Annotated in this window: 18 protein-coding genes and 1 pseudogene; 9 read left to right on the plus strand and 10 right to left on the minus strand. The window is 59.3% G+C overall.

The annotated features are described in order from the left end of the window. The first annotated feature begins 96 nt into the window (after window positions 1-96). A complete protein-coding gene (locus A1WC_RS17815) occupies window positions 97-1,473 on the plus strand; it encodes a glycoside hydrolase family 1 protein (RefSeq protein WP_012542372.1) in 1,377 nt (458 codons plus the stop codon). Window positions 1,474-1,540: 67 nt separating this feature from the next. Beyond that, entirely contained in the window at window positions 1,541-2,257 is a 717-nt protein-coding gene (locus A1WC_RS17810; protein WP_016160535.1) for a GntR family transcriptional regulator, read from the plus strand. Between the two features lie 147 nt (window positions 2,258-2,404). On the opposite strand, the gene ldtB is transcribed toward A1WC_RS17810, so the two are convergent. Next, a complete protein-coding gene (ldtB, locus tag A1WC_RS17805) occupies window positions 2,405-3,319 on the minus strand; it encodes a L,D-transpeptidase (protein ID WP_008805784.1) in 915 nt (304 codons plus the stop codon). Between the two features lie 200 nt (window positions 3,320-3,519). Further along, window positions 3,520-4,435: pseudogene (locus A1WC_RS17800) on the minus strand (tyrosine-protein phosphatase). 48 nt (window positions 4,436-4,483) lie between these two features. Between A1WC_RS17800 and A1WC_RS17795 the strand changes: the two are divergent. After that, entirely contained in the window at window positions 4,484-6,076 is a 1,593-nt protein-coding gene (locus A1WC_RS17795) for an ABC-F family ATPase (protein ID WP_008805786.1), read from the plus strand. A 376-nt stretch (window positions 6,077-6,452) separates the two neighbouring features. Here the strand turns inward: A1WC_RS17795 and A1WC_RS17790 are convergent, their stop codons facing one another. After that, window positions 6,453-8,816, minus strand: coding sequence for a glycoside hydrolase family 31 protein (locus tag A1WC_RS17790; RefSeq protein ID WP_012968651.1), 2,364 nt, complete (start codon window positions 8,814-8,816; stop codon window positions 6,453-6,455). Between the two features lie 15 nt (window positions 8,817-8,831). Then, window positions 8,832-10,133, minus strand: coding sequence for an MFS transporter (locus A1WC_RS17785; protein WP_012968650.1), 1,302 nt, complete (start codon window positions 10,131-10,133; stop codon window positions 8,832-8,834). Between the two features lie 298 nt (window positions 10,134-10,431). Here A1WC_RS17785 and A1WC_RS17780 point away from each other — a divergent pair, with 298 nt between their 5' ends. After that, entirely contained in the window at window positions 10,432-11,505 is a 1,074-nt protein-coding gene (locus A1WC_RS17780; RefSeq protein WP_016160537.1) for a LacI family DNA-binding transcriptional regulator, read from the plus strand. Here the strand turns inward: A1WC_RS17780 and A1WC_RS17775 are convergent. The 6 genes from A1WC_RS17775 to moeA all read right to left on the minus strand — a co-directional run bounded on the left by A1WC_RS17775 (window position 11,502) and on the right by moeA (window position 19,385). Beyond that, complete coding sequence (locus A1WC_RS17775; RefSeq protein WP_008805790.1) at window positions 11,502-12,767, minus strand: DUF1479 domain-containing protein; 1,266 nt, start codon at window positions 12,765-12,767, stop codon at window positions 11,502-11,504. The two genes, A1WC_RS17780 and A1WC_RS17775, sit on opposite strands and share 4 nt — an antisense overlap. A 140-nt stretch (window positions 12,768-12,907) precedes the next feature. Next, window positions 12,908-13,723: a Cof-type HAD-IIB family hydrolase gene (locus A1WC_RS17770; protein ID WP_016160538.1), complete on the minus strand. Its 816-nt coding sequence runs from the start codon at window positions 13,721-13,723 to the stop codon at window positions 12,908-12,910. Between the two features lie 180 nt (window positions 13,724-13,903). Continuing rightward, window positions 13,904-16,336, minus strand: a complete 2,433-nt coding sequence (locus tag A1WC_RS17765) for a formate C-acetyltransferase/glycerol dehydratase family glycyl radical enzyme (RefSeq protein WP_012968649.1) — start codon at window positions 16,334-16,336, stop codon at window positions 13,904-13,906. A 4-nt stretch (window positions 16,337-16,340) separates the two neighbouring features. Further along, window positions 16,341-17,240, minus strand: a complete 900-nt coding sequence (locus A1WC_RS17760) for a glycyl-radical enzyme activating protein (RefSeq protein ID WP_008805793.1) — start codon at window positions 17,238-17,240, stop codon at window positions 16,341-16,343. Between the two features lie 154 nt (window positions 17,241-17,394). Then, window positions 17,395-18,150 carry a molybdopterin-synthase adenylyltransferase MoeB gene (gene moeB / locus A1WC_RS17755; protein WP_012968648.1) on the minus strand — a complete coding sequence of 252 codons (756 nt, stop codon included), beginning with the start codon at window positions 18,148-18,150 and terminating at the stop codon, window positions 17,395-17,397. Continuing rightward, on the minus strand, window positions 18,150-19,385 hold the full coding sequence (gene moeA, locus A1WC_RS17750) for a molybdopterin molybdotransferase MoeA (protein ID WP_016160539.1): 1,236 nt from the start codon (window positions 19,383-19,385) through the stop codon (window positions 18,150-18,152). The genes moeB and moeA overlap by 1 nt, the downstream gene beginning before the upstream one ends. Window positions 19,386-19,620: 235 nt before the next feature. On the opposite strand from moeA, the gene iaaA reads away from it, so the two are divergent. The 5 genes from iaaA to gsiD all read left to right on the plus strand — a co-directional run bounded on the left by iaaA (window position 19,621) and on the right by gsiD (window position 25,919). Then, window positions 19,621-20,562, plus strand: coding sequence for a beta-aspartyl-peptidase (gene iaaA / locus A1WC_RS17745; protein WP_008805796.1), 942 nt, complete (start codon window positions 19,621-19,623; stop codon window positions 20,560-20,562). A 17-nt stretch (window positions 20,563-20,579) separates the two neighbouring features. Further along, window positions 20,580-22,439, plus strand: coding sequence for a glutathione ABC transporter ATP-binding protein GsiA (gene gsiA, locus A1WC_RS17740; protein WP_016160540.1), 1,860 nt, complete (start codon window positions 20,580-20,582; stop codon window positions 22,437-22,439). Between the two features lie 32 nt (window positions 22,440-22,471). Beyond that, entirely contained in the window at window positions 22,472-24,013 is a 1,542-nt protein-coding gene (gene gsiB, locus A1WC_RS17735; RefSeq protein WP_004176731.1) for a glutathione ABC transporter substrate-binding protein GsiB, read from the plus strand. Window positions 24,014-24,085: 72 nt separating this feature from the next. Next, window positions 24,086-25,006, plus strand: a complete 921-nt coding sequence (gene gsiC, locus A1WC_RS17730; protein WP_008805798.1) for a glutathione ABC transporter permease GsiC — start codon at window positions 24,086-24,088, stop codon at window positions 25,004-25,006. 1 nt (window position 25,007) lies between these two features. Beyond that, complete coding sequence (gene gsiD / locus A1WC_RS17725) at window positions 25,008-25,919, plus strand: glutathione ABC transporter permease GsiD (RefSeq protein ID WP_004147729.1); 912 nt, start codon at window positions 25,008-25,010, stop codon at window positions 25,917-25,919. The last annotated feature ends 108 nt before the right edge of the window (window positions 25,920-26,027 follow it).

Genomic DNA, 26,027 nt, shown 5'->3' on the forward strand with positions numbered 1-26,027 from the left:
CTCACAGAAAACGATCCGACTTTTGCTTCGGTGGCGGATCTTTTGTATATGACTAGTCATTACAGTTAAATGACTAGTCATATACCGAGGCGCAGCATGAAGAACACACTACCGGCAGATTTTTTATGGGGTAATTCCGTCTCCAGCATGCAGACGGAGGGGGCGTGGAACGAGGGGGGCAAGGGGATGTCGGTGTACGATATTCGTCAACCGGCGGAATTCGCCTCGGACTGGAAGGTCGCGACCGACTCCTATCATCGCTTTCGCGAAGATTTCGATCTGATGCAGGATCTGGGCATGAACTGCTACCGCTTCCAGATCGCCTGGAGCCGGGTGTGCCCGGAAGGGGACGGCGAATTCAATGAAGAGGGGATCGCGTTCTACCATCAGTTTATCGATGAACTCATTGCCCGCGGTATTGAACCGATGATCTGCCTGTATCACTTTGATATGCCGCTGTCGCTGGCGGAGCGTTACAACGGTTTTACCGACCGCCGGGTCATGGACGCCTTTATCCGCTATGGCCAGAAGATGATCGACTGTTACGGCGATAAGGTGAAGTACTGGCTGACCTTCAATGAACAGAACCTCTACCATTCGCCGGAAGCCTTCCTGATCACCGGCTATTTGCGTGGCGATAAAACGCTGCGCGAACTCTACCAGATCCAGCACCACGTGATGATGGCGCATGTCCATCTGACCCACTATCTGCATCAGACGAAGCCGCAGTGCCTGATGGGCGGAATGCTGGCCCATGCGCTGGTCTATCCGGCTACCTGCAAACCACGCGATATTCTCTGCGCCCAGCAACTGGACGAGTTTTTAAACCAGAACCTGCTGCGCGCCTACGCCGGCGAGGGTTATAGCCCGGAAGTGATGCATTTTGTCGCTCGCCAAGGCTTTGACGATATTTATCGCCCTGAAGATATCGCGCTGATGGCGACGGTGAAGGTCGATTATCTTGCGTTCAGCTATTACGCCAGCCGTGCGCTCAATAGCGACGCGATCCCGCCGGGAACGGCGGTCAACAATTACATGCTATTCGGTAATCAGGATAACCCGTACCTGAAAGCGACGGAATGGAACTGGCAGATCGATCCGCTGGGATTTCGCATGATCATCACCCGCTATTACAATGACTGGCGGCTACCGGTGTTCCCGATTGAAAATGGCATCGGGGTGATCGAATCCTGGGATGGCGAACATCCCATTGCCGATGATTACCGCATCGCCTACCATCGCGACCATATTAACGCCATGAAAGCGGCGATATTTGAGGACGGCGCGCAGGTGATTGGCTATCTCGGCTGGGGATTAATCGATATCCTCAGCTCTCAGGGCGATATGCGTAAGCGCTACGGCGTGGTGTACGTCAATCGTGAGAACCATGACCTCAAGGATCTGCGGCGGGTGCCGAAGAAGAGCTATGCGTGGCTAAAGCAGGTGATCCACAGCAACGGCGAAGCGATGTAACAGTGTCCTGGCGGTCAGGTCAAGTATGCTGTCCGCCAACCACACACAGAATGTAAAAGGACCGGGAATGACGGCGAAGTATCTGCAAATCGCGCGGGAAATAAAAAAACGCATCATCAGCCAGCAGTATCCTGCCAGCGCGCCGCTACCCGACCAGTTTGCGCTGGCGGCGGAGTTCAACACCAGCCGGATGACGATCCAGCAGGCGATGCGTCAGTTAATCGTCGAAGGGCTTATCTATACCCGCAAAGGACTGGGTACCTTTGTGCGGAAAAATTTTCTCCAGCTGTCGCAGTGGGAGTTGCCCGGCAGCGACTATTTTGGCGCCACCAAAACCTGGGAGCATCTTGGCGAGGTACAAAGCGAAGTGGTGCGCTTTGAGGTGCGTTTTCCCAGCGACAAAGAGCAGAGTTCGCTGCTGATTGACGCCGATGCGCCGGTGTATGACTTCGTTCGCCTGCGGTTGCTCAACGGGGAACCGGTGTCGCTGGATCTGACGGTCATGCCGGTGGGGCTGGTGCCGGGGCTCAATAAAAGCCATCTGGAAAGCTCGGTGTTTCGCTATATCCAGGAGACGCTGGGGCTGAAGCTGATGGGATCTTACCGCGTGGTGCGTGCGATGAAGCCGGATGAACTGGATAAATTACATCTTCACTGCGACCTCACCGACCCGGTGCTGGAGGTTGAACAGGTGATCTACCTCGAAGACGGTACGCCGCTGGAGTATGCCCACTGTCACTATCGCTACGATCACGGCGGGATTATTCTGGTGAATAACGGCTAGACCGGGGACCCCTGTTTGCGCAGCGCTTAGCAGGCCCAGGGTGTTGTCAGGTTTGGTAACCCAGGCAAGGCGTCAGCCGCAGCCCGGGGAAATGCAGATAAAAAAACGGCGGGCATCAGGCCCGCCGTTTTTCTTGTCATGCAGAACTTAGTTCAGACGCACCGGCATGCCGGAGCGGTTCTGGATAGCCTGCTCAACCACGTTCTGATCGACATCAGACTGGCTGGTGATCGCCTGTACCGGCTGAGTCAGGGTGATCGGCACGATTTCGCCGCCCTGGAACTGCGCTTCGGTGGTCGACAGCGGGTTGTGAACCTCAATGTAACGGCTGCCGTCCGGCTCGGTGGTCGCTTTTACCGGCTCATCGATAAACTGCACGCGGGTGCCGACCGGCACATTCTCAAACAGGAATTTGATGTCATCGTTGCGCAGACGCACGCAGCCGTGGCTCACGCGCAGGCCAATACCAAAGTTAGCGTTGGTGCCGTGGATGGCGTACAGACGGCCAATATATAACGCGTACAGACCCATCGGGTTATCCGGACCGGCCGGTACGACGGCTGGCAGCGGGTTGCCGGCAGCGGCGTATTCAGCGTGCATCTTGGCGGTCGGCGTCCAGGTCGGGCCGGCCTTCTTGCGTTCGACTTTGGTGGTCCAGTTAATCGGCGTATCTTTACCTAACTGGCCGATACCGATCGGCAGAACGATCACGGTGTTGGTGCCTTTCGGATAGTAATACAGACGCATCTCGGCGCTGTTGATGACGATGCCTTCGTGGACGGTGTCCGGCAGGATCAGCTGCTGCGGGATGTTCAGGACGCTACCGCCTTTTGGCAGATAGGTGTCCACCCCCGGGTTGGCTTCCAGCATGTTGGACAGTCCCATCTGATATTTCGCCGCAAAGTATTCCAGCGGCTGCTTGTTATCATCCGGAATGGTGATGACCTGATTCTGACCAACCAAACGGCTGCCGTCGGTCGGCAAAGGATAGGTGACAGCAGACGCTGTATTGCAAAAGCCTACGAGGGCGAAGGCTGCCGCTAAGAGTGTAGATAATTTCATAGTCTTTAATGTCGTGTGCGAAATCAACGCCACACAGGCCTTTGTTAATGATTGAGACAGTAGATGGGAGCGCATTATATGTGCATTCCGCTAAACAGGTAAATCAGATGTGTACGAAATCACATTTTTTTCCCTGTCGCCTCGGCTGACGGGGCTGGCGGATGATGCAATCGCCGCCTCTCACGCGGGTGACAGGGAGGTTATCCTTCCAGTAACCGGTCCTGTAGCGAAGCGCGTGCCGGGGCGGTGAGCTGGTACTCTTCTGCCAGCCAGGCGTCGACCGTGCCATAGCGCTGGTGGATGGCTGACAGCGCGGCGGCGAGATAGGACTCTTTCACCGTCAGGATATCCGCCAGACTCTGGCGTCCCTGGGGCGTCAGGTCGTTGCCCAGCATCTCCAGCATCCAGGCTTCCACTTGTGTCAGCATGCCGTGGGTGAGCAGATACTCCTCCATGACCGTCTCGCTGTCGCATCCGACGGCAAACAGGGTTAACGCGCAGCCGACGCCGGTGCGATCTTTGCCGACGGCGCAGTGTTGCAGTAAAGCGCCTTCAAAAGGCGTGGTCAGCCAGGCGGCGAGCTGGCGATAGGCCGGGTTATTAAAGGGCAACTGGCGATACAGTTGCAGCATAAACTGCTCCCCGTTCAGCGCGTTAAGGGTGGCAGCATTCAGCTCGGTGACTTTCGCATTCGCATCGCCGAGCGGCGGATTAGCGGGCGCGTTTAAATAGTGAGTGAGCGGGCTAAGCTTGTCAGGGGTGCGCTGCACTTCGCCGGGGTCGCGATAGTCGAGCACCCGACTGAGCGGCAGCGTCGCCAGATGGTTGAGATCGTCCGCCGTCAACCGATTTAGCGCGCCGGAGCGTAGCAACTTGCCGCTGCGTACCGTGCGTCCGTCGGCGGCGCGCTGGCCGCCGAGGTCGCGAAAATTGATACCGCCCTGCAGGGATAAAAAAGCCGGGTGTCGCGGTAGGCTGGTGGTCATGGGGTTCCTCATAATGACGTACAGAATAACCGTTTGAGCCCTGGTCTGCGGCTCATCTGACAAAGACCTTAGCACAAGCGCCGCGGCGGAATTTACCGCAGGCCGTGAAAAGTGTGTCATTTGCTGGCATAATGTCTGTTGTGTCACACCCCTCATTCTCTTTTTTCAGGATATCCCCGTGCTAGTATCCAGCAACGTTACCATGCAGTTTGGCAGTAAGCCGCTGTTCGAAAATATCTCCGTTAAATTTGGCGGCGGCAACCGTTATGGTCTGATCGGCGCCAACGGCAGCGGTAAATCGACCTTTATGAAGATCCTCGGCGGCGATCTCGAGCCGACGCTGGGCAACGTTTCTCTCGACCCGAACGAGCGTATCGGTAAGCTGCGCCAGGATCAGTTCGCCTTCGAAGCATTCACCGTGCTGGATACGGTTATCATGGGCCACGGCGAGCTGTGGGAAGTGAAGCAAGAGCGCGATCGCATCTACGCGCTGCCCGAAATGAGCGAGGAAGACGGCTATAAAGTGGCCGACCTGGAAGTCAAATACGGCGAGATGGACGGTTACTCCGCCGAAGCGCGCGCCGGCGAACTGCTGCTCGGCGTCGGCATTCCGGTTGAACAGCATTACGGCCCGATGAGCGAAGTCGCGCCGGGCTGGAAACTGCGCGTCCTGCTGGCGCAGGCGCTGTTCTCCAATCCGGATATCCTGCTGCTCGACGAACCGACGAACAACCTGGACATCGACACCATCCGCTGGCTGGAGCAGACGCTGAACGATCGCGACAGCACCATGATCATCATCTCGCACGACCGTCACTTCCTGAACATGGTCTGCACCCACATGGCGGACCTCGACTACGGCGAGCTGCGCGTCTATCCGGGCAACTACGACGAATACATGACCGCGGCCACCCAGGCGCGTGAGCGTCTGCTGGCGGACAACGCCAAGAAAAAAGCGCAGATTGCGGACCTGCAGTCCTTCGTTAGCCGCTTCAGCGCCAACGCTTCTAAATCACGTCAGGCCACCTCGCGCGCGCGCCAGATTGACAAAATCAAGCTGGAAGAGGTTAAAGCCTCCAGCCGTCAGAACCCGTTTATCCGCTTCGAACAGGACAAGAAACTGTTCCGTAACGCGCTGGAAGTGGAAGCCCTTACCAAAGGCTTTGATGAAGGTCCGCTGTTCAAAAAGGTCAACCTGTTGCTGGAAGTGGGCGAGAAGATTGCCATTCTGGGCGCCAATGGCGTGGGTAAATCCACCATGCTGAAAACTCTGGTAGGCGAACTGCAGCCGGACAACGGCACCGTGAAATGGTCTGAAAACGCGCAAATTGGTTACTACGCGCAGGATCATGAGTACGAGTTCGAAAACGACCTGACGGTCTTCGAGTGGATGAGCCAGTGGAAGCAGGAAAGCGACGACGAGCAGGCGGTACGCAGTATCCTCGGCCGTCTGTTGTTTAGCCAGGACGATATCAAAAAGCCGGCGAAAGTCCTTTCTGGTGGTGAGAAAGGGCGCATGCTGTTCGGTAAGCTGATGATGCAGAAGCCAAACATCCTGATCATGGACGAACCGACCAACCACCTGGATATGGAATCGATCGAATCGCTGAACATGGCGCTGGAGATGTATCAGGGCACCCTGATCTTCGTTTCTCACGACCGCGAGTTCGTCAGCTCGCTGGCGACCCGCGTCCTGGAGATCACCCCAGAACGCGTGATCGATTTCAGCGGTAACTACGAAGACTACCTGCGCAGCAAAGGTATCGAGTAATCCCTGTCCGTTACCCGGGTAGCGGCTACGCCTTACCCGGGCTACGCCTGGCATGTGATCTGTAGGCCCGCGCAAGCGTAGCGCCGCCGGGCAATAACTGCGGGTAAAGAGCCACTTTCGCGCCGGATGGCGGCTGCGCCTTATCCGGCCTACGGTCCGTGCCATTGTGAGCTTAAGAGCGCTATCTTGTACCCATGGTTACTGAAACTGTCCGTTACCCGGGCTACCAAACCGCACAGTGCTGTAGCCCCGGTAAGCGGTAGCGCCACCGGGGATTTTGAGGCCACCCGTTTGTAGCCCGGATTAGCGTAGCGCAATCCGGGAACATCATAAAATCCAGGCCGGGCAAGGCGTAAGCCGCCGCCCGGCATATCGCTTAGCGCCTCCACTCGGTCCCTTCAACGCCATTCACCAGCAGCTTGCGCTTTTCTCCCGCCGGTAATGACAGCTTCAGCGCTTTCCACGCCGGACGGTAGCTGCCGCGAGCGTTGATATTCAGGTTTATGCTGTTGGCGCTGCAGATCATTTCCCACTCCAGCCATAGCGCATCCCCCTCTTTATAGCCCCAGCTTTCGCCGTCGTCTTCAAACAGCAGACCGCGGGTTGAGCCGGTACCTTTCAGCGGGAACAACTGCAGTTCGCGACGATCGTCTTTTTGCGCATCGACGTGGCTGATACGTTCACTAAGCGGCAGACCGGCGCCGGCGCGGACCAGCAGCGGCAGTTTTTCCAGCGGCGCGTCCAGCGTCACCCACTGGCCGCCGGCGAACCACTGGTGGCTGTAAAAATCGTACCAGCCGTCCTGATTATCGGGCAGCCACAGCTGGCGTTGACGGGCGCCGGGCTCGACCACGCTGGCCACCAGCAGATCGCGACCCAGCAGGAAGTCATCGCACTCGGCGAAGGTCTGGGTATCGTGCTGGTGATCGAGGAAGGTCGGGCGCAGCATCGGTTCGTCATCGGCATGCGCCTGCCATAACAGGGTGTACAAATAGGGCAGCAGACGGTAGCGCAGCTCGATGGCTGAGCGGATCGCCGGGGTGATTTCCGGGTACATCCAGGCTTCATTGACCGTCTGGTCGTCATTCCACGAATGAATGGTAAAGCGCGGATGCATCACGCCGTTTTGTACCCAGCGCACGAACAGCTCCGGCTCGGGTTTATCGCCGGAGAAACCGCCGACGTCGTGGCCGACGTTAAACAGCCCGGAAAGGCTCATGCCCAGCCCCATGCGGATGTTATAGCGCAGCGTATCCCAGTTGGTGCGGTTGTCGCCGCTCCAGGTCTGGACGTAGCGCTGCATCCCGGCGCAGCCGGAGCGGGAGATCAGATACGGGCGCTTTTGCGGCGCAAAGCGCTGCTGGGCTTCCATGGAGGCGCGCATCATCAGCAACGGCATCACCGGGCGAATATGTTTAATGGCGATTTCGCGGCCAAAGCCGTAGCAGCGCGCCTCGCCGTCCCACACCTCATACTCGTTATTATCGTTCCAGGTCGAATCGATACCCATCTCCAGTAGCTGGGTGGTCACGCCTTCCTGCCACCAGGCCACGGTGTGCGGGTTGGTGAAGTCGAGATGCGACCCTTCATCGTCCCAGAAGCTGGAGCGCTCCGGCGCGTCGGTTTGCGAATCGCGAATAAAAAGACCGCGTTCCGCCACTTCGCCATAGCGCGGGTGATCCTGCAGCAGGCACGGTTTGATATTGGCGGCCAGCTTCAGCCCGGCATCATGGAACGACTGGCTCATCACTTTTGGCTGCGGCACCTTGTCGTAGTTCCAGTTAAAGACGTAGCGCTTGCCGTTGATCGAGGTATAGCCGGAAGAGAGCTGGAACGAGTCGCAAGGGATCGCGTGCTGCTCGCACAGGCGGATGAAGTTCATCAGCTGATTTTGCGCATCCGGCGCGTCGGTATAGTGCATCGTGGAGCCGCTGTAGCCGAGGCTCCATTTTGGCCCGAACAAGGTTTTACCGGTCAGGCGGACGAAGGCTTTGGTCACATCCAGCACCTGTTTACCGGTAAACAGGTAATAATCGATATCGCCGGCCTCCGCCTGCCAGCGGCGATAGGCGGTGTGGTAGTTGTCGATTTCATTGCCCAGATCCAGCCAGCAGCTGCTCAGGTTGTCATAGAACAGGCCGTAGCTGATATCGCTGCGCTGGGTGATGGTAAACGGAATATGTTTATAAAGTGGATCGGTGCTGACGGCGTTGTAGCCCATGGCATCGAGGTTACGCATTTCATAGCGCTTACCGTTGCGCTGCAGGTCGCCGGCCTTTTCGCCCAGGCCGTAGAAACGCTCATCTTTGCGGCGGCTCAGATAATGGGCGACGCCGTCGCCGTGAGCGTTTGCCAGATAGGCGCTGGTGGGGCGGTCACTGGCGAGCGTCTGCCACTCGCCGGCGTCGTCGCGATAGCTCCACTCCAGCCAAAGCGGCTGGTGGACGGTGACGCGCAGCTGGCGGGTGGCGATGGTCAGCGCGTCATCTTCTTTGGTCATCTGCCAGGCCGGGAGGCTAAAACCGCTGAGGTCATCCCGCGCGCGGCCTTCCCACGGCACATCCTGCTGCGGGGCGATACTCCAGGTGCGATCCAGCGCCAGTTGGCCCTGGCGCTTCAGCAGGACGCGGAATAAATTCTCTTCCAGCACGTACAGACACAAAGTGTGCTGACCATCAACGGTCAATTCAACGTGATGCTCCAGCTGTTGGTGCAAACTCCAGTGTTTCAACGTCTTCATATTTTACATCCACTCTCAGGCGCGCTTGGCGCGACGTTCAGCAATAAATGCCACCAGGAAAACGGCGCCAATCAGGTCAAAGAACCCCATGGCGATAAACAGCGGGTTGAAGCCAATTTTGTCGGCGGTCACCCCGATTAATAATGAGAACAGGAAGCTGGCGATCCACGCCGCGGAGCCGCGCATACCGTTGACCGTCGCCATTTGTCCCTTGTCGAAAGACTCCACCACCAGCGCGCTGAGCATGCAGGAGATGATCTGATGGCCGAAACCACCAATGGAGATCAGGATGATGGTGATATAGGGATCGCGAGTAATGGCGACCAGGGCCAGCGAGATCATCAGAAACGCGCCGGTTACCGAGCTGGCGATAACCGAGTTGACTCGCGTGCAGCCGAACCAGCGAACGTACAGGCGGGTGAGATAGCCGCTGACCACGCTGCCAAGATCGGCGGCGAGGAACGGCAGCCAGGCGAACATCGCGATCTGCTTCAGATCCATGCCGTGCTCTTTCGCCAGGTACAGCGGCACCCAGAAGCTCAGTACCGCCCAGGCAGGCTCGGCCATAAAGGCGGGGATGGCGATCCCATAGAAACGTTTATTCTTCGAGACGGTTTTGAGCGCGGTAAAGAAGGGCTGTTTCACCGGCGGGGCTTCGTTATCCTGCTTGATGTACTCCAGCTCGCTTTTGCTGAGGTTCGGGTGCTTTTCCGGGTTCTGATAGAAAGCCCACCACAGCACTACCCACAGCAGCGCCAGCGCGCCGGTAAACATAAACGCCCCCTGCCAGCCGAAGGAGGCGTGGGCGAAGTAGATAATCGGCGGGGCCAGCATTGCGCCGATAGAGAAGCCGACGCCAGCCCAGCCGGCGGCGATTGGCCGTTCAGATTTCGGGAACCACTCGCCGATGGTTTTGGCGTTCGCCGGCGTGGCGGCCGCCTCGGCGCCGCCCATAAAGAAGCGCAACATAGCCAGGTGCAGCCAGCTGCCAGCCCCGGCGTGGGCGATACAGGCCAGCGCCCACAGGGTAGCGCAGATCATAAACCCGAGCTTCAGGCCGATGACGTCGATAAGCCAGCCACAGAGCGGCTGGAAAATCGTGTAAGCCAGCTGAAACGCGCCGACGATCCAGGAATATTGTTCGGTGGTAATACCGAGCGTCGCTTTCAGTTCCGGGGCGATAATCCCCAGCGAGTTACGTGTGATGTAGTTGACGGTGACGCCGAGTAAAAACAGGACCAGCACCCACCAGCGCAGGTTTTTTACCACCCGGCGCGTTTTACTGACCGCGATATCATTGTTGAGTCCTTGACTCATAGCACACTCCACAAGACGTTGTAGGGGGAAAGTGACGGCCTCTTTCCCTGAGTGGTCACATAGTTTTTTTAACTATTTGAATAGTCTATTTTTTATCTCAACATCATTGGTATAACTAGTATGGGAGATGTTGGACCAATTCAGGCTAAGGGAGAAAAAACGTCGGGCAAAGTGCTATTTATGCAACTTTTTTCATGAAATGACCGAGATCTCAAATTTCGCTCTGTCATTTGCTTACAGGAAGCGCTTTGGCGATTATGAAAATTCTTTCATTTTCCAATCGGAGCTGGATCACAAAATGGATAAAAAGCTGCGCGTCGCCGAAATCGCCGCCCGCACCGGGCTGTCGGCCAGCACCGTTTCGCGCGTCCTGGCCGGAAAGGCGAATACCAGCGATAAGGCGCGCCGGGCGGTGCTGGAGTGCGCCCGCGAGCTGGGGGTCATGCAGGGACTGGCCGCCGGGCGTCTGCTGCTCAATAATCTGCTGGTGTTTGCTCCGCAGCGCGCCTTCGATGAGCGATCGGATATCTTCTACTACCGGGTGATCCAGAGCATCAATAACGCGCTGGCGGCGCATGAAGTGCGCCTGCGCTACTGCGCACTGGACGAGAACGACAGCGACGCCAACCTGTTTCTTGCCCGCATGAACGAAGCGGAGACCCAGGCCGCGGTGCTGCTGGGGATCGACGATCCGCATATTCATGGCCTGGCGGCGGATGTGGGCAAACCCTGCGTATTGATCAACTGTCGGGATGAAGGGATGCGGCTGCCGTCCATTGCCCCCGACCATCGTCTGATTGGCCAGTGCGCCGCCCGCTATCTGTTTGATATGGGCCATCGGGCGGTGATGAACGTGATGTGCCTGCGCCGCTATACCATGGAGCTGCGGCTGGGCGGGATCCAGGAAGCATGGCGCGCGCGCAATCTGCGCTTTACCGCCAGCCGGGATCTCATCAGCGTCGCCAACTTTAGCGCCAGAGAGACGGAAGAGCAGGTAGGGGCCTGGCTTGACGGCTTACAGGGGCGCCCGATGCCTACCGCCTTCCTGGTAGGCGGCGATTTTATGGCCGCCGGCACCGTCAGCGCCCTGCAAAAACGAGGCCTGCGGGTGCCGCAGGATGTTTCGGTAATGAGTATCGACGGGTTTAATCTGGCGGCGATCCAGGAGGTGCCGCTGACCGCGGTGCATGTGCCGCGAGATGAGCTGGGCAGCGAGGCGGTGCATCTCCTGCAGCAGCGCCTGCTGCGCCCGGAGGCGCCGCACGGCTCGCTACTGTTGCACGGCACGCTGGTGGTACGTGATTCGGTACGGCGGATCCGGCCGGGCAAAGGCCATACCGCCGTGGAGCCGCAGGGGCTGTATGACGATTAAACCGGGATACCCAGCGCCCGTTTCCCGTGAATATTCAGATCTTCCAGGGTGAAGCGCCCCTGCCAGCTGGCCTCATAGTCCTCGCGCGGGAAATCCCCCGGCGAGGCCCCTTTTTCCAGAGCAATTTTCACTTTCTGCGCGTAGGCGAGGTTCTTTTCGCACATCGGCGCGGCCGGGATGTACATCACGTTGCCCCAGCCCTGTTGATTTTCCACCGGCGCCACTGAGTGAATAACATCGCAGTGCCACCAGACGGAATCGCCAGCGTTCAGCGCCGGAATCGAGCTTAACGCTTTAATTAAGAGTGGGTGCCATTGCTCAGAGATCGGCAGCACTCTGCCCGGCGCGACGCCGCACAGCTCATCTTCCGGCACATCGTCGAGCAGGGGGCGCAGCAGCACATAAGCCATCGCCTCCGGGATCGGCACCACGTGTAGCAGCCCCTGACCCGGGATCATGTCCGACAGCGCGGTCCAGCCCTGGAAGGTGCGGAACACCGAGCATTTGGTGGTGTTGTCGACGGTGTACTCTTCCACTTCGGTACGGTGCGCGGCGTCCCACGGATCGTAGGCGTCGATATTGCCATTAAAGACGTTGGCGAAAACCTGCTGATAGGCGGGAAGCAGCCAGCGCTCCAGCGCGCCAGAATCGGTATGCGCCCCCAGCCCCTTTGACGTGGTTCCCGGCGGGCGGCGGCGGATACGGTCAGGGTAAATCACGCTGACATCCGGATCGAACCAGCGCTTGCCATTCTGTTCAAAGCGCCACAGGCGATTGAGGAAGGATTGCACCGCCGCCATTTCATCACTCTGTCGCGCCTGCATTTGCGAGGGGGACCAGTAGATCGGATAGATTTCCGGACGCGAAGCCTCCAGCGAACCGAAGAAGCTGTCGCCAGGTCCTTTGTAAACATCATCGAAATGGTTCAGATCGAGGTATTCCAGCATCGCGTTGTCCCAGGCCAGCGCCTGTTCGCGCGGGTAGTGTCCTTTGATCACTGCACAGCCCCGGCGCTTAATCGCCGCGCGCTGCTCATCGCTCACTTTTCCTTCGGCGATATCGCTGAACGGGATCGTCGGCCAGACCTCCTGGCCTGTGGCTTTCAGGGCATTAATCTCGTCCAGGCGCTCGCTGATACGCGCCGAGAGTTTATCGAACACTGCCTGGACATCGCCAATTTGTGCCCGTAAGGCCTGTTTCATCTGGCGAATTGCCGCTTTGTGGTCGGCAGGTAATGTTTCGTGGGTCGGGAGAGCAGCCATAATAACCTCGCTGTATCTTTCATTCGAAAGTGTTAAATCTTACAAACGTTAATTTAGGTTAAAATGGAGTTAATGCAAGTTTAAAATCTTGCTACGGCGCACAAAATGGAAAAACCGGGGCGCGATGCCCCGGCGAAGGGTCACGCGTTGAAGGGAGCGGTGTTATCGAGGACGGCCTGAATGACGTTCAGCGCGCCGTCATGGTTATTATCGTCGGTAGCGTAGCCGGCGATAGCCTTGATGCTGTCGGCGGCGTTACCCATGGCGAAAGCGTATTTCACCAGCTTCAGCATTTCGGCGTCGTTGCCGCTGTCGCCGATGGCCACGCACTGCTGCGGCGAAAGGTTCCAGCGTTTGAGCAGGCGGCTGATGCCGTTGGCTTTATGCAGGCCGGGGATAATCAAATCGACAAAGCCAAAGCCGCTGGTGACCGGCTTCATGATCCCGTCGAGCGACACGTGCAGTTTATCGATCAGCTGTGGGATCTCGCTGTCCGGCAGGTTGAGGGAGAATTTGAACAGCGTGTCGTCGATGCGATGGTAATCGCTTACCCGCTGCAGACGGTGGTAGTGCTTTGACATCAGGTCGACGAAGGCGTCCGGAGCTTTATCGCTCACATACGCGCTCTGCAGGCCGCAGGCGACAAAGTTGAGCTGCGGATCTTTGAGCAATTCGCCAATCACCACCTGTGATTCGTGGCGGGTCAGTTCGCCGTGGAACAGCTGCTTGCCATGCTCAAAGACCAGCGCGCCGTTTTCGGCGACGAACGAAATCTGCTCGCGGATCTCCGGGAAGAAGGAGATCAACTGATAGTACTGGTTGCCGCTGGCGACAACAAATTCAATGCCGCGCTGCTGCAGCTGGGCGAATTGCGCCAGAAACCGTGAGCGATCGTAGGTTTTGGCGTCATTGAGAAAAGTTCCGTCCATATCGGTGACGATAACTTTAACGGTCATAAGGGGATGCTCCTGGCTTAACTTCGACCAGTAACATTCTAATTACAATGTGATGGGGAGCACAAATTTATTTCGAATGAAAGTTCACTCAGCGCAGAAAATGCCGGGTGGCAACGTTGCCTTACCCGGCCTGCAGAACAGGGTAGGCCCGCTAAGCATAGCGCCAGCGGGCACGAAGGGTTACAGCGTATGTTCGGTTCGGGCGATGATATCGTCCTGGGTATCCGGCGACAGGGCGGTGAAGAACGCCGAGTATCCGGCGACGCGGACCACTAAATCGCGGTACTGGTCAGGGTGTTTCTTCGCCTCCAGCAGCGTGTCGCGGGATACGATGTTGTACTGAATATGCCAGCCTTTGTGCACCTCGAAGAAGGTGCGCAGCAGCACCATCAGCTTCTGCTTGTCGGACTCATTCTCCAGCGTGGACGGATTCAGCTTCTGGTTAAGCAGCACGCCGCCGAGGATCGCGCCGGTGGGGAGTTTGCCCACCGAACTGATGACCGCTGTCGGCCCCAGATGGTCGGTACCGGAGGCCGGGCTGGCCCCTTCCGCCAGCGGGGTGTGCGCTTTACGGCCATCCGGTGTCGCCATCGTCTGGGCGCCGAACGGAACGTTGGCGGAGATAGACGACGTGCCGGCGTAATAGTTGCCGCCGATTGGGCCGCGGCCATAGCGCGGGTTGTGATACTGCTTCAGCTCGTCGATATAGGTCTGGTAGGCCCGCGCCAGCAACTCGTCGACGCTGTCATCATCGTTACCGTACTTCGGCGCGCCGTTGATCAACCGCTGGCGCAGTTGCTCGTGGGTCAGACCGTCGAAATCTTCCGCCAGCGCCTTCGCCAGTTCCTGCTGGCCGATGGCGCCCTGATCGAAGACCAGTTTTTTCACCGCCGCCAGGCTGTTGCCGAGGTTGGCGATACCCACCTGCAGGCCGGAAACCCAGTCATATTTCGCGCCGCCTTGCTTGATGCTTTTCGCCCGTTCGATACAGTCATCCACCAGCGCCGAACAGAGAATATCGTGGACGTTTTCCTCCAGCATGGTATCGACCACGTACTCAATCTCAATGGATTTACGGGTGTAGTAGCGGATCTGGTTATCCCAGTCTGCCAGCACCTGGTCGAAATTAGCGAAGTTGCCTTTCGACAGGGCATGCTCCTGGGGCAGGAATACCTGACCGCTGGTGGCATCGCGGCCACCTTCCAGCGTCGCCAGCATCACCCGCGCGAAGTTGATAAAGCTCATGCCGGTGCAGCGGTAGCCCCATTTGCCGCCAACCGCGGTTTCGATGCAGCCGATGGCGGCGTAATCGTAGGCGTCCTGCGGCTCGATGCCGAGTTTGATAAATTCCGGGATGACGATTTCGTCGTTATTAAACGCCGGCATGCCGAAGCCGCAGCGGATCACCTGGACGCAGGCGTCGAGGAAGTCGTTGCTCATCCCGGCATGGTAACGCACGCTGAGGTTCGGCTGGGTAGAGCGCAGACGACCACAGGATTCCAGGATGGCATACGACAGCGGGTTGACGGCGTCCTGCGGCTGGCCGTCGACCAGGTTCTGGCCGCCAATGGTGACGTTCTGGTACAGCGGGCTGCCGGCAGAGGCCTTGGAGTGCGAGCCGGAGCGAATTTTGTTGACCTCCAGCAGCTTCAGCCAGCAGCTGTGCAGCAGCTCAATGGCCTGTTCGCGATCCAGCGACTGCTGCAGTTCAACGTCGCGACGGTAGTACGGATAGAGGTACTGGTCCATACGGCCAAAGGAGACCGAGTGGCCATTAGATTCAATCTGCAGGATTAGCTGAATGAAGTAGCACAGCTGCAGCGCCTGCCAGAAGGTTTTCGGCGGCTCATGGGCGATGATGTCGCAGTTTTCGGCTATCGTCAGCAGTTCGTGGCGGCGTGATTCACGGGATTCTGCTGTCGCCATCTCGCGCGCCAGCGCGGCGAAGCGTTTGCTGTGGTCGCTGACCGCTTCCAGAACGATATCAATCGCTTTCAGGAACTGCTCGCCGTGCAGATCTTCCAGCACCGTCAGGTTAATGCGCGACCGGCGTTCGGCGACCTTGGCGCGCATACCGTCGAGGCCTTTCTCCAGCAGCAGCGGGTAGTTGACCGCCAGGTGGGCGTCACCGGAAGTCATGTTGCCTTCCGCCTTGATAATACCGGTGGCGAGGAGCGCCTTCTGCTCATCGGTAAACATACCGTAGCAGCGGTCCTGTACGGTCTGCCCGCGCCACCATGGGCACACTTCATGCAGCACGTGTTTGTTCTCTTCGCTGACCGAGAAGCCGGCGCCGGGGCGGTCGGCAAGATCGTCGATCTCTTTCTCAATCCAGCTGACGGTGTATTCCGGGAAAATCGGCGCGGCGCGCACTTCGCTGGCCTGGTTGCCGACGATCAGTTCGTCGTGCTTGATCCAGATGGTGCGCTCGGCAAGGTGATGTGCCAGCGCCAGGGCGCGACGTACCGGGATTGGCTTATCAAGATGCTGCTGATACATCTCGGTGTAGTGGCGGGCGCGTTCGGTACAGACCGGCGGTTTGACAATATGCACCAGTGCCATTTTATGGGCCTGGATGCGGGCGCTGAGGGTATTGAGTTTGAGAGTCGTCATAAGGTTATCCTCGTAAGATCGCCGTTAGCCCCTTGCTCCGCGCATAATCCTGCGCGAAGGCGAGCAGCTCAGGAGCATCCAGCGGTTTGTCCGGTGCGGTGTAGGGCTGACTGAGTAACTGGTATTTGTTCATTCCCAGCGTGTGGTACGGCAGGAAATGGATCTCGCTGACCTGCAGGCGGTCGGCGGCAAAATCGGTGATCGCGGCAATGTCGGCTTCACTGGCGTTGAATCCCTGGATCAGCGGCACGCGAATAATCATTTTTTTCCCTGCCTGCGCCAGTCGCTGCAGGTTATCCAGCACCCGGCGGGCGCTGCCGTCGGTCCACTGCTGGAAAACGGCCTCGTCGACGTGTTTCAGGTCGGCGAGAAACAGGTCGACAAAGGGTAAAGCCGGTTCAATGTATTTCCACGGCACGTGCAGGCAGGTTTCCACGGCGGTGTGAATACCTGCCTGATGGCTGGCTTCGAAAAGCGCCTGCGCCAGCGTCGGGTTCATAAAGGGTTCGCCGCCGGAAAGGGTGATGCCGCCGCCGCTGCGATCGTAGAACGGTTTATCACGCAGCACCGTCGCCATGATCGCTTCGACGTTTTTCTCCTCGCCGCAGACCGTTAGCGCGGTGGTGGGGCAGCAGTCACGCAGCGCAGTAATATGCTTGTCGTTAACGTTTTGCCGATCAATGATCAAACCATCGAGGGTACGGGTGATAACCTCCGGCGCCGCCTGCTGGCACAGATCGCAGCCGGCCAGGCACAGCCGCGAGTCATACAGCAGATCTTCGCTGCGGGCGCGGCTTTCCGGGTTCTGGCACCAGCGGCAGCCCAGCGAGCAGCCTTTCAGGAAGACGACGGTACGGATCCCTGGGCCGTCATGGGTGGAGTAGCGCTGGATGTTGAAGATCATGGCTTATCCTCTTGTTTGCGTATGAATATAAAAACACTTTCGAATGAAAGTTATATTGACGCAAATCAACAAGCGGGATGGGGCTAAGCTCCTGGGGATAAAAAAACGAGAGAGGTCACAAAACCACCGACGACCCTCGTCGCCGGTGTGGGGGTTAGTGCGAGCCGCATACCTCGCACTGCGGATGACGCATCAGCTTCATTTCACGAAACTGGCAGGTCATGGCGTCGTACATCACGATTTTTCCGCTGGCAGGGGTGCCGTAGCCGGTCAGCAGTTTAATGGCCTCCATCGCCTGCAGCGAACCGATGGTGCCCACCAGCGGGGCCATTACCCCGGCTTCGACGCAGGTGAGGGCATTTTCGCCGAACAGACGGCTCAGGCAGCGGTAGCAGGGTTCGCCATCCTGATACGTGAAGACGCTGATTTGCCCCTCCATGCGGATCGCCGCCCCGGAGACCAGCGGGGTGGTGTGCTGGAAACAGCCGGCGTTGAGCTGGTTACGAATGGCGACGTTGTCGGTGCAGTCCAGCACCAGATCGTGATCGGCAATCTGCCCCGCCAGCGCGGTCTCATCCAGCAAAGCATTGAGCGGGACCAGCCGGACGTGCGGGTTAATGCGCGCCAGCGCCTCGCGGGCAGAATCCACCTTCGGTTGGCCGATGGTCGCGTCGCTGTGCAGCGTCTGGCGCTGGAGGTTGGACAGCGAGACGGTGTCGAAATCGAGCAGGGTGAGCTGACCCACGCCGGCCGCCGCCAGATATTGAGCGGCGGCGCAGCCGAGCCCGCCGAGGCCGACCACCAGTACGCGAGCGGCTTTTAGCCGCTCCTGACCGTCGAAATCAAAACCGCGCAAGATGATCTGCCGGTTATAGCGCAGCATCTCCTCGTCGCTCAGCTCAACGGCCATTACAGCCCCCCAAACAGATGATTAAAGGGCTCGACTTCGACCCATTCGCCCGCTTCGACGTGGCCGCGTTCGCGCTCCAGTACGATAAAGCAGTTACCGAGGCTGAATGAGCTGAAAATGTGCGAGCCCTGATGGCCGGTGGTGGTCACCACCAGCTCGCCGTCGGGGTTGCGCTGCAGAATACCGCGCTGGAAGTCGAGACGGCCCGGCGACTTCTTCAGTCGCGTGGCGGCGCGTACCCGCAGGCGGGTTGCCTGAAGCGGGCCGTGCTTGCCCGAGAGTTTCGCCAGCAGCGGCTGCACCAACTGACAGAAGGTGACGGTGGCGGAAACCGGGTTACCCGGCAGGCCGCAGAACCAGCTGCTGCTGAGTTTGCCGAAGGCGAAGGGTTTCCCCGGCTTGATCGCCAGTTTCCAGAAGCCGATCTCCCCCAGCTCTTCAAGAATGGTTTTGGTGTAGTCGGCTTCGCCCACCGAGACGCCACCGGAGCTGATGACCACGTCGGCCCGCTGGTCGGCGGCGATAAACGCGTCACGCAGCTTCGCCGGGTCGTCAGGAATAATGCCGAGGTTAATGACCTCGTAGCCCAGCTGCTGCAGCATCAGGTGCACCGCCAGGCGGTTGGTATCGTAAATCTGGCCGTCGCCGAGCGGTTGACCCGGCAGCTGCAGCTCATCGCCGGTTGAGAAGACCGCGACGCGGACCTTGCGCACCACCTCGACCTCGGCAATGCCCAGCGAGGCCAGCACCGGCAGCTCGGCCACCGTCAGGGGCGTCCCCGCCGGGAAGACCACCGCGCCGTGAGCGATATCTTCTCCGCGACGGCGAATGTGCTGCCCGGCTTTCACCGGCGCGGTAAAGCGCACGCCGGCGTCGGTCTGTTCGGTCTCTTCCTGCATGACCACCGCGTCGCAGCCCGCAGGCACCGGCGCGCCGGTCATGATGCGGATACAGGTGCCGGTGGGCCAGGTCTCGTGAAACGGTTGGCCGGCAAAGGCCTTACCGGCGACCGGCAGCGCCGCGCCGTCGCGAAGGTCGCTTAGCCGGACGGCATAGCCATCCATCGCGGCGTTATCAAAGCCGGGCACATCCAGCGGGGAGACGATGTCATGGGCGGTCACACGCGAGAAGGCCTGCAACAGCGGTACAGTTTCCGTCGCGTTCAGCGGCGTAATACGATCGAGCATCTGGGCGAGGGCTGTGTCGAGCGGCATCAGTCCGGCGGTAAAATCCATGGGTCACTCCTGCGGGCAAAACAGCGAAAACGCCTATTATGGCAGAAAAGCGGCGCGGGCTGTATGCCACCTGGGTACGAGGCTTTACATCGCCCGCCGCTCTTTCTATATTCAAAAATTGTATAAGACATTCAGCAATATAATGATATCAATACCCTTATTCCTGACGTGACCGGCGCCGCGCCGCGGTACGACGGGGCAGGGGCGATCCACTTCATCGTTAAGGACTGGCGAAATGGGCAAGGCGGTTATAGCAATTCACGGCGGCGCAGGGGCGATTTCTCGCGCGCAGATGACGCCGGAGCGGGAGCGAGAGTATGTGGCGGCGCTGTCGACTATCGTCGAAAGCGGGCAGAAGATGTTGGCTGCGGGCGCCAGTGCGCTGGATACCGTGACCGAGGCCGTTCGGCTGCTGGAAGAGTGCCCGCTGTTTAATGCCGGGATGGGCGCGGTATTTACCCACGATCAAACCCACGAGCTGGACGCCTGCGTAATGGATGGCTACAGCCTGCAGGCGGGCGCGGTGGCCGGGGTCAAACATTTGCGTAATCCGGTGCTGGCGGCGCGTCTGGTACTGGAGGAGAGTCCGCACGTGCTGCTGATTGGCGAGGGCGCGGAAAATTTCGCCTTCTCCCGGGGGATGGAACGCGTGGAAAACGATCTCTTCTCCACGCCCGAGCGCCTGCTGCAGCTGCAGGAGGCGAAAGCGGGCGGGGAGATTATCCTCGACCACCACGCCGCCCCGCTCGATGAACGCCAGAAAATGGGCACCGTCGGCGCGGTGGCGCTCGACCTGGCTGGCAATCTGGCGGCGGCAACCTCCACCGGCGGCATGACCAACAAATTGCCCGGACGCGTCGGCGACAGCCCGCTGCCGGGCGCGGGATGCTATGCCAACAATGCCAGCGTGGCGGTCTCCTGCACCGGCACCGGCGAAGTCTTTATGCGCACCCTGGCGGCCTACGATATCGCCGCCTTAATGGAGTATGGTCAGTTGAGTCTCTACACCGCCTGCGAGCGGGTGGTGATGGAGAAACTGCCGGCTCTCGGCGGTAGCGGCGGGCTGATTGCCGTCGATCGCGAAGGTAACGTCGTTTTACCGTTTAACAGTGAAGGCATGTACCGCGCCTGGTGCTATGCCGGCGATACGCCGACCATTGGCATTTATCGCGAATAGAAGAAGGGAGAGGGAGAGTGTCGCAAACTCACGAAACCGATACCTGCGAAGTGCTGGTAGTGCGCAACCTGAACGTGGCCTTTCGCCAACAGGATGCGCCAGAGGTGCAGGCCGTGCGTCAGCTATCCTTCAGCCTGCGTCGCGGCGAGACGCTGGCGATAGTGGGTGAGTCCGGTTCGGGAAAATCGGTGACCGCGCTGGCGCTGATGCGTTTGCTTGACGCCGCCAGCAGCGAAGTGAGCAGCGAGGGGCTGTGGCTGCGGCGGCGTAACCGGCAGGTGATCGCGCTCAATGAGCAAACGGACGCCGAGATGCGCCGGGTGCGCGGCGCGGATCTGGCCATGATTTTTCAGGAGCCGATGACCTCGCTGAATCCGGTTTTTACCATCGGCGAACAAATCGCCGAATCCCTGCGCCTGCACCAGGGGCTGGGGCGCGAAGAGGCGCTGCGCGCGGCGAAAAAGATGCTCGACCAGGTGCGTATTCCCCAGGCGGAAGAGATGCTCTCACGCTATCCGCACCAGCTCTCCGGCGGCATGCGCCAGCGGGTGATGATCGCCATGGCGCTCTCCTGTCGGCCGGCGGTGTTGATAGCCGATGAGCCGACCACGGCCCTGGATGTCACCATCCAGGCGCAAATTTTGCAACTCATTGCCGTCCTGCAAAAGGAGATGGCGATGGGGGTGATCTTTATTACCCACGATATGGGCGTCGTGGCCGATATCGCCGATCGGGTGCTGGTGATGTATCGCGGTGAGGCGGTAGAGACCGGCAGCGTTGAGGAGATCTTTCGTTCGCCGCAGCACCCTTATACTCAGTCGCTGCTGGCGGCGGTTCCGCGGCTGGGGGAGATGCGGGGTCAGGATCTGCCGCGCCGTTTTTCGCTTCCCGGTCAGCCGCAGGCGGAGACCGAAACGCCAGACACGGTGGCGGCGGGGGAGCCTATCCTGCAGGTGCGCGACCTGGTGGCCCGTTTTCCGGTGCGCGGCGGGCTGCTCAATCGCGTGACGCGCGAAGTGCATGCGGTGGAGAAGGTCAGTTTTGATCTCTGGCCGGGAGAGACCCTGTCGCTGGTGGGAGAGTCCGGCTGCGGCAAGTCGACCACCGGCCGGGCGCTGCTGAGACTGGTCGAAACCCAGGGTGGCACCATTACCTTCGACGGCCAACGGATTGATACGCTCTCCGGCAGCAAGCTGCAATCCCTGCGCCGTAATATTCAGTTTATTTTTCAGGATCCTTACGCTTCGCTTGACCCGCGTCAGACGGTCGGCGATTCGATTATGGAGCCGCTGCGGGTGCATGGCCTGCTGCACGGGGAAGCCGCGCGTGAGCGGGTTTCCTGGCTACTGAAGCGCGTGGGGCTTCAGCCGGAGCATGCCTGGCGTTACCCCCATGCCTTTTCCGGCGGCCAGCGGCAGCGGATCTGCATTGCCCGCGCGCTGGCGCTGAATCCGAAGGTGGTGATAGCCGATGAGTCGGTGTCGGCCCTGGATGTCTCCATTCGGGCGCAGATTATCAATCTGATGCTCGACCTGCAGCGCGAGATGGGCATCGCGTTTCTGTTTATTTCCCATGATATGGCGGTGGTGGAGCGCATCAGCCACCGCGTGGCGGTGATGTATCGCGGTCGCATTGTCGAAATAGGCCCGCGCCGTGCGGTGTTTGAAAACCCGCAGCACCCCTATACCCGTAAGCTAATGGCCGCCGTACCGGTGGCCGACCCGGCCTACCGTCATCCGCAGCGAGTCCTGCTGTCTGATGACGTCCCGGGCAATATCTATAAGCGGGGCGAGGAGATGGCCAGCGTGCCATTGCAGCAGGTTGGGCCGGACCACTTTGTCGCCCGCGAATCCGCCGATGTGCTGGGCAGAGCATAACAACACATAACGCACCTTTTCAGGAGAATACGATGACACAACCTGTTTCACGCAAATGGTGGCTGGCGCTGAGTATCGCGGCGGCCCTGGCGAGCGCCCCTGCCTTTGCCGCCAAAGATGTGGTCGTGGCGGTCGGGTCTAACTTTACGACGCTCGATCCCTATGATGCCAACGATACCCTGTCGCAGGCGGTGGCGAAGTCCTTTTATCAAGGCCTGTTCGGCCTTGATAAAGAGATGAAGCTACAAAATGTTCTTGCCGAGAGCTATACCGTGTCACCGGACGGCCTGGTGTACACCATCAAGCTGCACAGCGGGGTGAAATTCCAGGATGGCACCGACTTTAACGCCGAGGCGGTCAAGGCTAACCTCGACCGCGCGAGTAACCCGGATAACCATCTCAAGCGCTATAACCTGTATAAAAATATCGCCAGCACCGAGGCGGTCGATCCGACCACGGTCAAAATTACCCTGAAGCAGCCCTTCTCGGCATTTATTAACATTCTCGCCCATCCGGCGACGGCGATGATTTCGCCGGCGGCGCTGAAAAAATATGGCAAGGATATTGGCTTCCATCCGGTGGGTACCGGGCCGTATAAGCTCGACACCTGGAACCAGACAGATTTCGTGAAGGTCAGCAAGTTCGATGGTTACTGGCAGCCAGGCCTGCCGAAGCTGGACTCCATCACCTGGCGTCCGGTGGTGGATAACAACACCCGGGCGGCGATGCTGCAGACCGGCGAAGCGCAGTTTGCTTTCCCGATCCCTTACGAACAGGCGCCGCTGCTGGCAAAAAACAGCAAACTGGAGCTGGTGGCCAGCCCGTCGATCATGCAGCGCTACATCAGCATGAACGTGACGCAGAAGCCGTTCGATAATCCGAAGGTGCGTGAAGCCATCAACTATGCGATTAACCGTCAGGCGCTGGTCAAGGTGGCGTTTGCCGGATACGCCACCCCGGCGACCGGGGTGGTGCCGCCGTCGATTGCCTACGCCCAGACTTACACCGCCTGGCCCTACGATCCGGCGAAAGCTCGCCAGTTGCTGAAAGAGGCTGGCTACCCTAACGGTTTCAGCACCACGCTATGGTCATCACATAATCACAGCACCGCGCAGAAAGTACTGCAGTTCACCCAGCAGCAGCTGGCGCAGGTGGGGATTAAGGCGCAGGTGACGGCGATGGACGCTGGTCAGCGGGCGGCGGAAGTGGAAGGTAAAGGGCAGAAAGAGAGCGGTGTACGGATGTTCTATACCGGCTGGTCCGCCTCCACCGGTGAAGCCGACTGGGCGTTGTCGCCGCTGTTCGCCTCGCAAAACTGGCCGCCGACGCTGTTTAATACCGCGTTTTACAGCAACCCGCAGGTGGATAACGCGCTGAGCGAGGCGCTGAAAACCACCGACCCGCAAGAGAAAACCAAACTCTATAAAGAGGCGCAGGATATTATCTGGAAAGAGTCGCCGTGGGTACCGCTGGTGGTCGAGAAACTGGTCTCCGCCCACAGCAAGAACCTCACCGGTTTCTATATCCAGCCGGATACTGGCTTTAGTTTTGAACAGGCAGATTTAACACCGTGAAGGATGGGATGATGCTCTCCGGCGCCAGCGCGCGGGGGGCGGTTTTTCCGCGGGGCGGGTTGCGGAGGTATGATGCTCAACTATGTGATTAAGCGCCTGCTGGGGCTGATCCCCACCCTGCTTATCGTCGCAGTACTGGTGTTTCTGTTCGTCCATATGCTGCCCGGTGACCCGGCGCGGCTGATTGCCGGACCGGAGGCCGATGCCCAGGTGGTGGCGATGGTGCGCCAGCAGCTGGGGCTTGACCAGCCGCTGCATGTCCAGTTCTGGCACTACATCACCAACGTGCTGCGCGGCGATTTTGGCATTTCCATGGCCTCGCGGCGTCCCGTTTCCAGTGAAATAGCCAGCCGCTTTATGCCCACGCTGTGGCTGACGCTGGCCAGCATGAGCTGGGCGGTACTGTTCGGGATGGCGGCGGGGATCGCGGCCGCGGTGTGGCGCAATCGCTGGCCCGACCGTCTGGGAATGGCGCTGGCGGTGAGCGGCATTTCGTTTCCGGCTTTTGCTCTCGGCATGCTGCTGATGCAGGTGTTTTCGGTTGAGCTGGGCTGGCTGCCGACGGTGGGGGCCGACAGCTGGCGGCACTATATTTTGCCGTCGTTGACCCTTGGCGCGGCGGTAGCGGCGGTCATGGCGCGCTTTACCCGCGCGTCGTTCGTTGATGTGTTGCATGAAGACTATATGCGTACCGCGCGGGCGAAAGGGGTGAGCGAAACGTGGGTGGTGCTCAAGCATGGCCTGCGCAATGCGATGATCCCGGTGGTGACCATGATGGGGCTACAGTTCGGCTTTCTGCTCGGTGGGTCGATCGTCGTGGAAAAGGTGTTTAACTGGCCGGGACTTGGGCGCCTGTTGGTCGATTCGGTAGAGATGCGCGATTACCCGGTAATTCAGGCGGAAGTCCTGCTCTTTTCGCTGGAGTTTATTCTTATCAATTTAGTGGTGGATGTGCTGTACGCGGCCATTAACCCGGCTATCAGGTATAAGTAAGGTGCGATTGCTCAACTGGAGAAGGCAGGCGGCGCTGAACGCCATGCCGGGTATCAGACCCGGCGAGATCCATACCCCATGGCATGAGTTCTGGCGGCGCTTTCGTCGCCAGCCGGTGGCGATGGGCGCTGGTATTTTCGTGCTGTTGCTGATTGCGGTAGCCATCGTTGCGCCATGGATAGCGCCGTACGATGCGGAAAATTATTTCGATTATGACCGGCTTAACGAGGGGCCCTCGCTGGTGCACTGGTTCGGTGTCGACTCGCTGGGGCGCGATATTTTCAGCCGGGTGCTGGTCGGGGCGCAGATCTCGCTGGCTGCCGGGGTACTGGCGGTGCTGATTGGCGCGGCTATCGGCACGGTGCTTGGGCTGCTGGCCGGCTACTATGAGGGCTGGTGGGACCGGCTCATTATGCGACTTTGCGACGTGCTGTTCGCCTTTCCGGGGATCCTGCTGGCGATCGCGGTGGTCGCTGTCATGGGCAGCGGGATGGCCAACGTGATCATCGCCGTGGCGATCTTCTCGATCCCGGCGTTTGCTCGTCTGGTGCGCGGCAATACGCTGGTGTTAAAGCAGCAGACCTTTATTGAATCGGCGCGCAGCATCGGCGCCAGCGACGCCACCATTCTGTTCAACCACATCCTGCCGGGGACGGTGTCATCGATCGTGGTTTACTTCACGATGCGTATTGGGGTGTCGATTATTTCGGCGGCCAGTCTGTCGTTTCTCGGCCTCGGCGCGCAGCCGCCCACCCCGGAGTGGGGCGCGATGCTCAACGAGGCGCGGGCGGATATGGTGATGTCCCCGCACGTAGCGCTGTTTCCGGCGGTGGCGATTTTTGTGACCGTGCTGGCGTTTAATCTGCTGGGCGATGGCCTGCGCGATGCGCTGGATCCGAAGTTAAAGGGGTAGGGTGAGGGAAAGCACCGCCGTGCGGTGCTTTATATTATTTGTGGCTTCAGCGCACATTGCGCTCCCGGTTAGTCTTCTGCGTTATGTCTCTCATAGCGCAGGGAGCGG

This window comes from Klebsiella sp. KTE92, from assembly GCF_000398905.1.
In the GTDB taxonomy this organism is placed as follows: domain Bacteria; phylum Pseudomonadota; class Gammaproteobacteria; order Enterobacterales; family Enterobacteriaceae; genus Klebsiella; species Klebsiella variicola.

Coding starts and splice junctions, on each gene's coding strand:
- A1WC_RS17815 (WP_012542372.1), top strand. CDS start 97: ATGAAGAACACACTACCGGCAGATTTTTTATGGGGTAATTCCGTCTCC.
- A1WC_RS17810 (WP_016160535.1), top strand. CDS start 1,541: ATGACGGCGAAGTATCTGCAAATCGCGCGGGAAATAAAAAAACGCATC.
- ldtB (WP_008805784.1), bottom strand. CDS start 3,319: ATGAAATTATCTACACTCTTAGCGGCAGCCTTCGCCCTCGTAGGCTTT.
- A1WC_RS17790 (WP_012968651.1), bottom strand. CDS start 8,816: ATGAAGACGTTGAAACACTGGAGTTTGCACCAACAGCTGGAGCATCAC.
- A1WC_RS17785 (WP_012968650.1), bottom strand. CDS start 10,133: ATGAGTCAAGGACTCAACAATGATATCGCGGTCAGTAAAACGCGCCGG.
- A1WC_RS17780 (WP_016160537.1), top strand. CDS start 10,432: ATGGATAAAAAGCTGCGCGTCGCCGAAATCGCCGCCCGCACCGGGCTG.
- A1WC_RS17775 (WP_008805790.1), bottom strand. CDS start 12,767: ATGGCTGCTCTCCCGACCCACGAAACATTACCTGCCGACCACAAAGCG.
- A1WC_RS17770 (WP_016160538.1), bottom strand. CDS start 13,723: ATGACCGTTAAAGTTATCGTCACCGATATGGACGGAACTTTTCTCAAT.
- A1WC_RS17765 (WP_012968649.1), bottom strand. CDS start 16,336: ATGACGACTCTCAAACTCAATACCCTCAGCGCCCGCATCCAGGCCCAT.
- A1WC_RS17760 (WP_008805793.1), bottom strand. CDS start 17,240: ATGATCTTCAACATCCAGCGCTACTCCACCCATGACGGCCCAGGGATC.
- moeB (WP_012968648.1), bottom strand. CDS start 18,150: ATGGCCGTTGAGCTGAGCGACGAGGAGATGCTGCGCTATAACCGGCAG.
- moeA (WP_016160539.1), bottom strand. CDS start 19,385: ATGGATTTTACCGCCGGACTGATGCCGCTCGACACAGCCCTCGCCCAG.
- iaaA (WP_008805796.1), top strand. CDS start 19,621: ATGGGCAAGGCGGTTATAGCAATTCACGGCGGCGCAGGGGCGATTTCT.
- gsiB (WP_004176731.1), top strand. CDS start 22,472: ATGACACAACCTGTTTCACGCAAATGGTGGCTGGCGCTGAGTATCGCG.
- gsiC (WP_008805798.1), top strand. CDS start 24,086: ATGCTCAACTATGTGATTAAGCGCCTGCTGGGGCTGATCCCCACCCTG.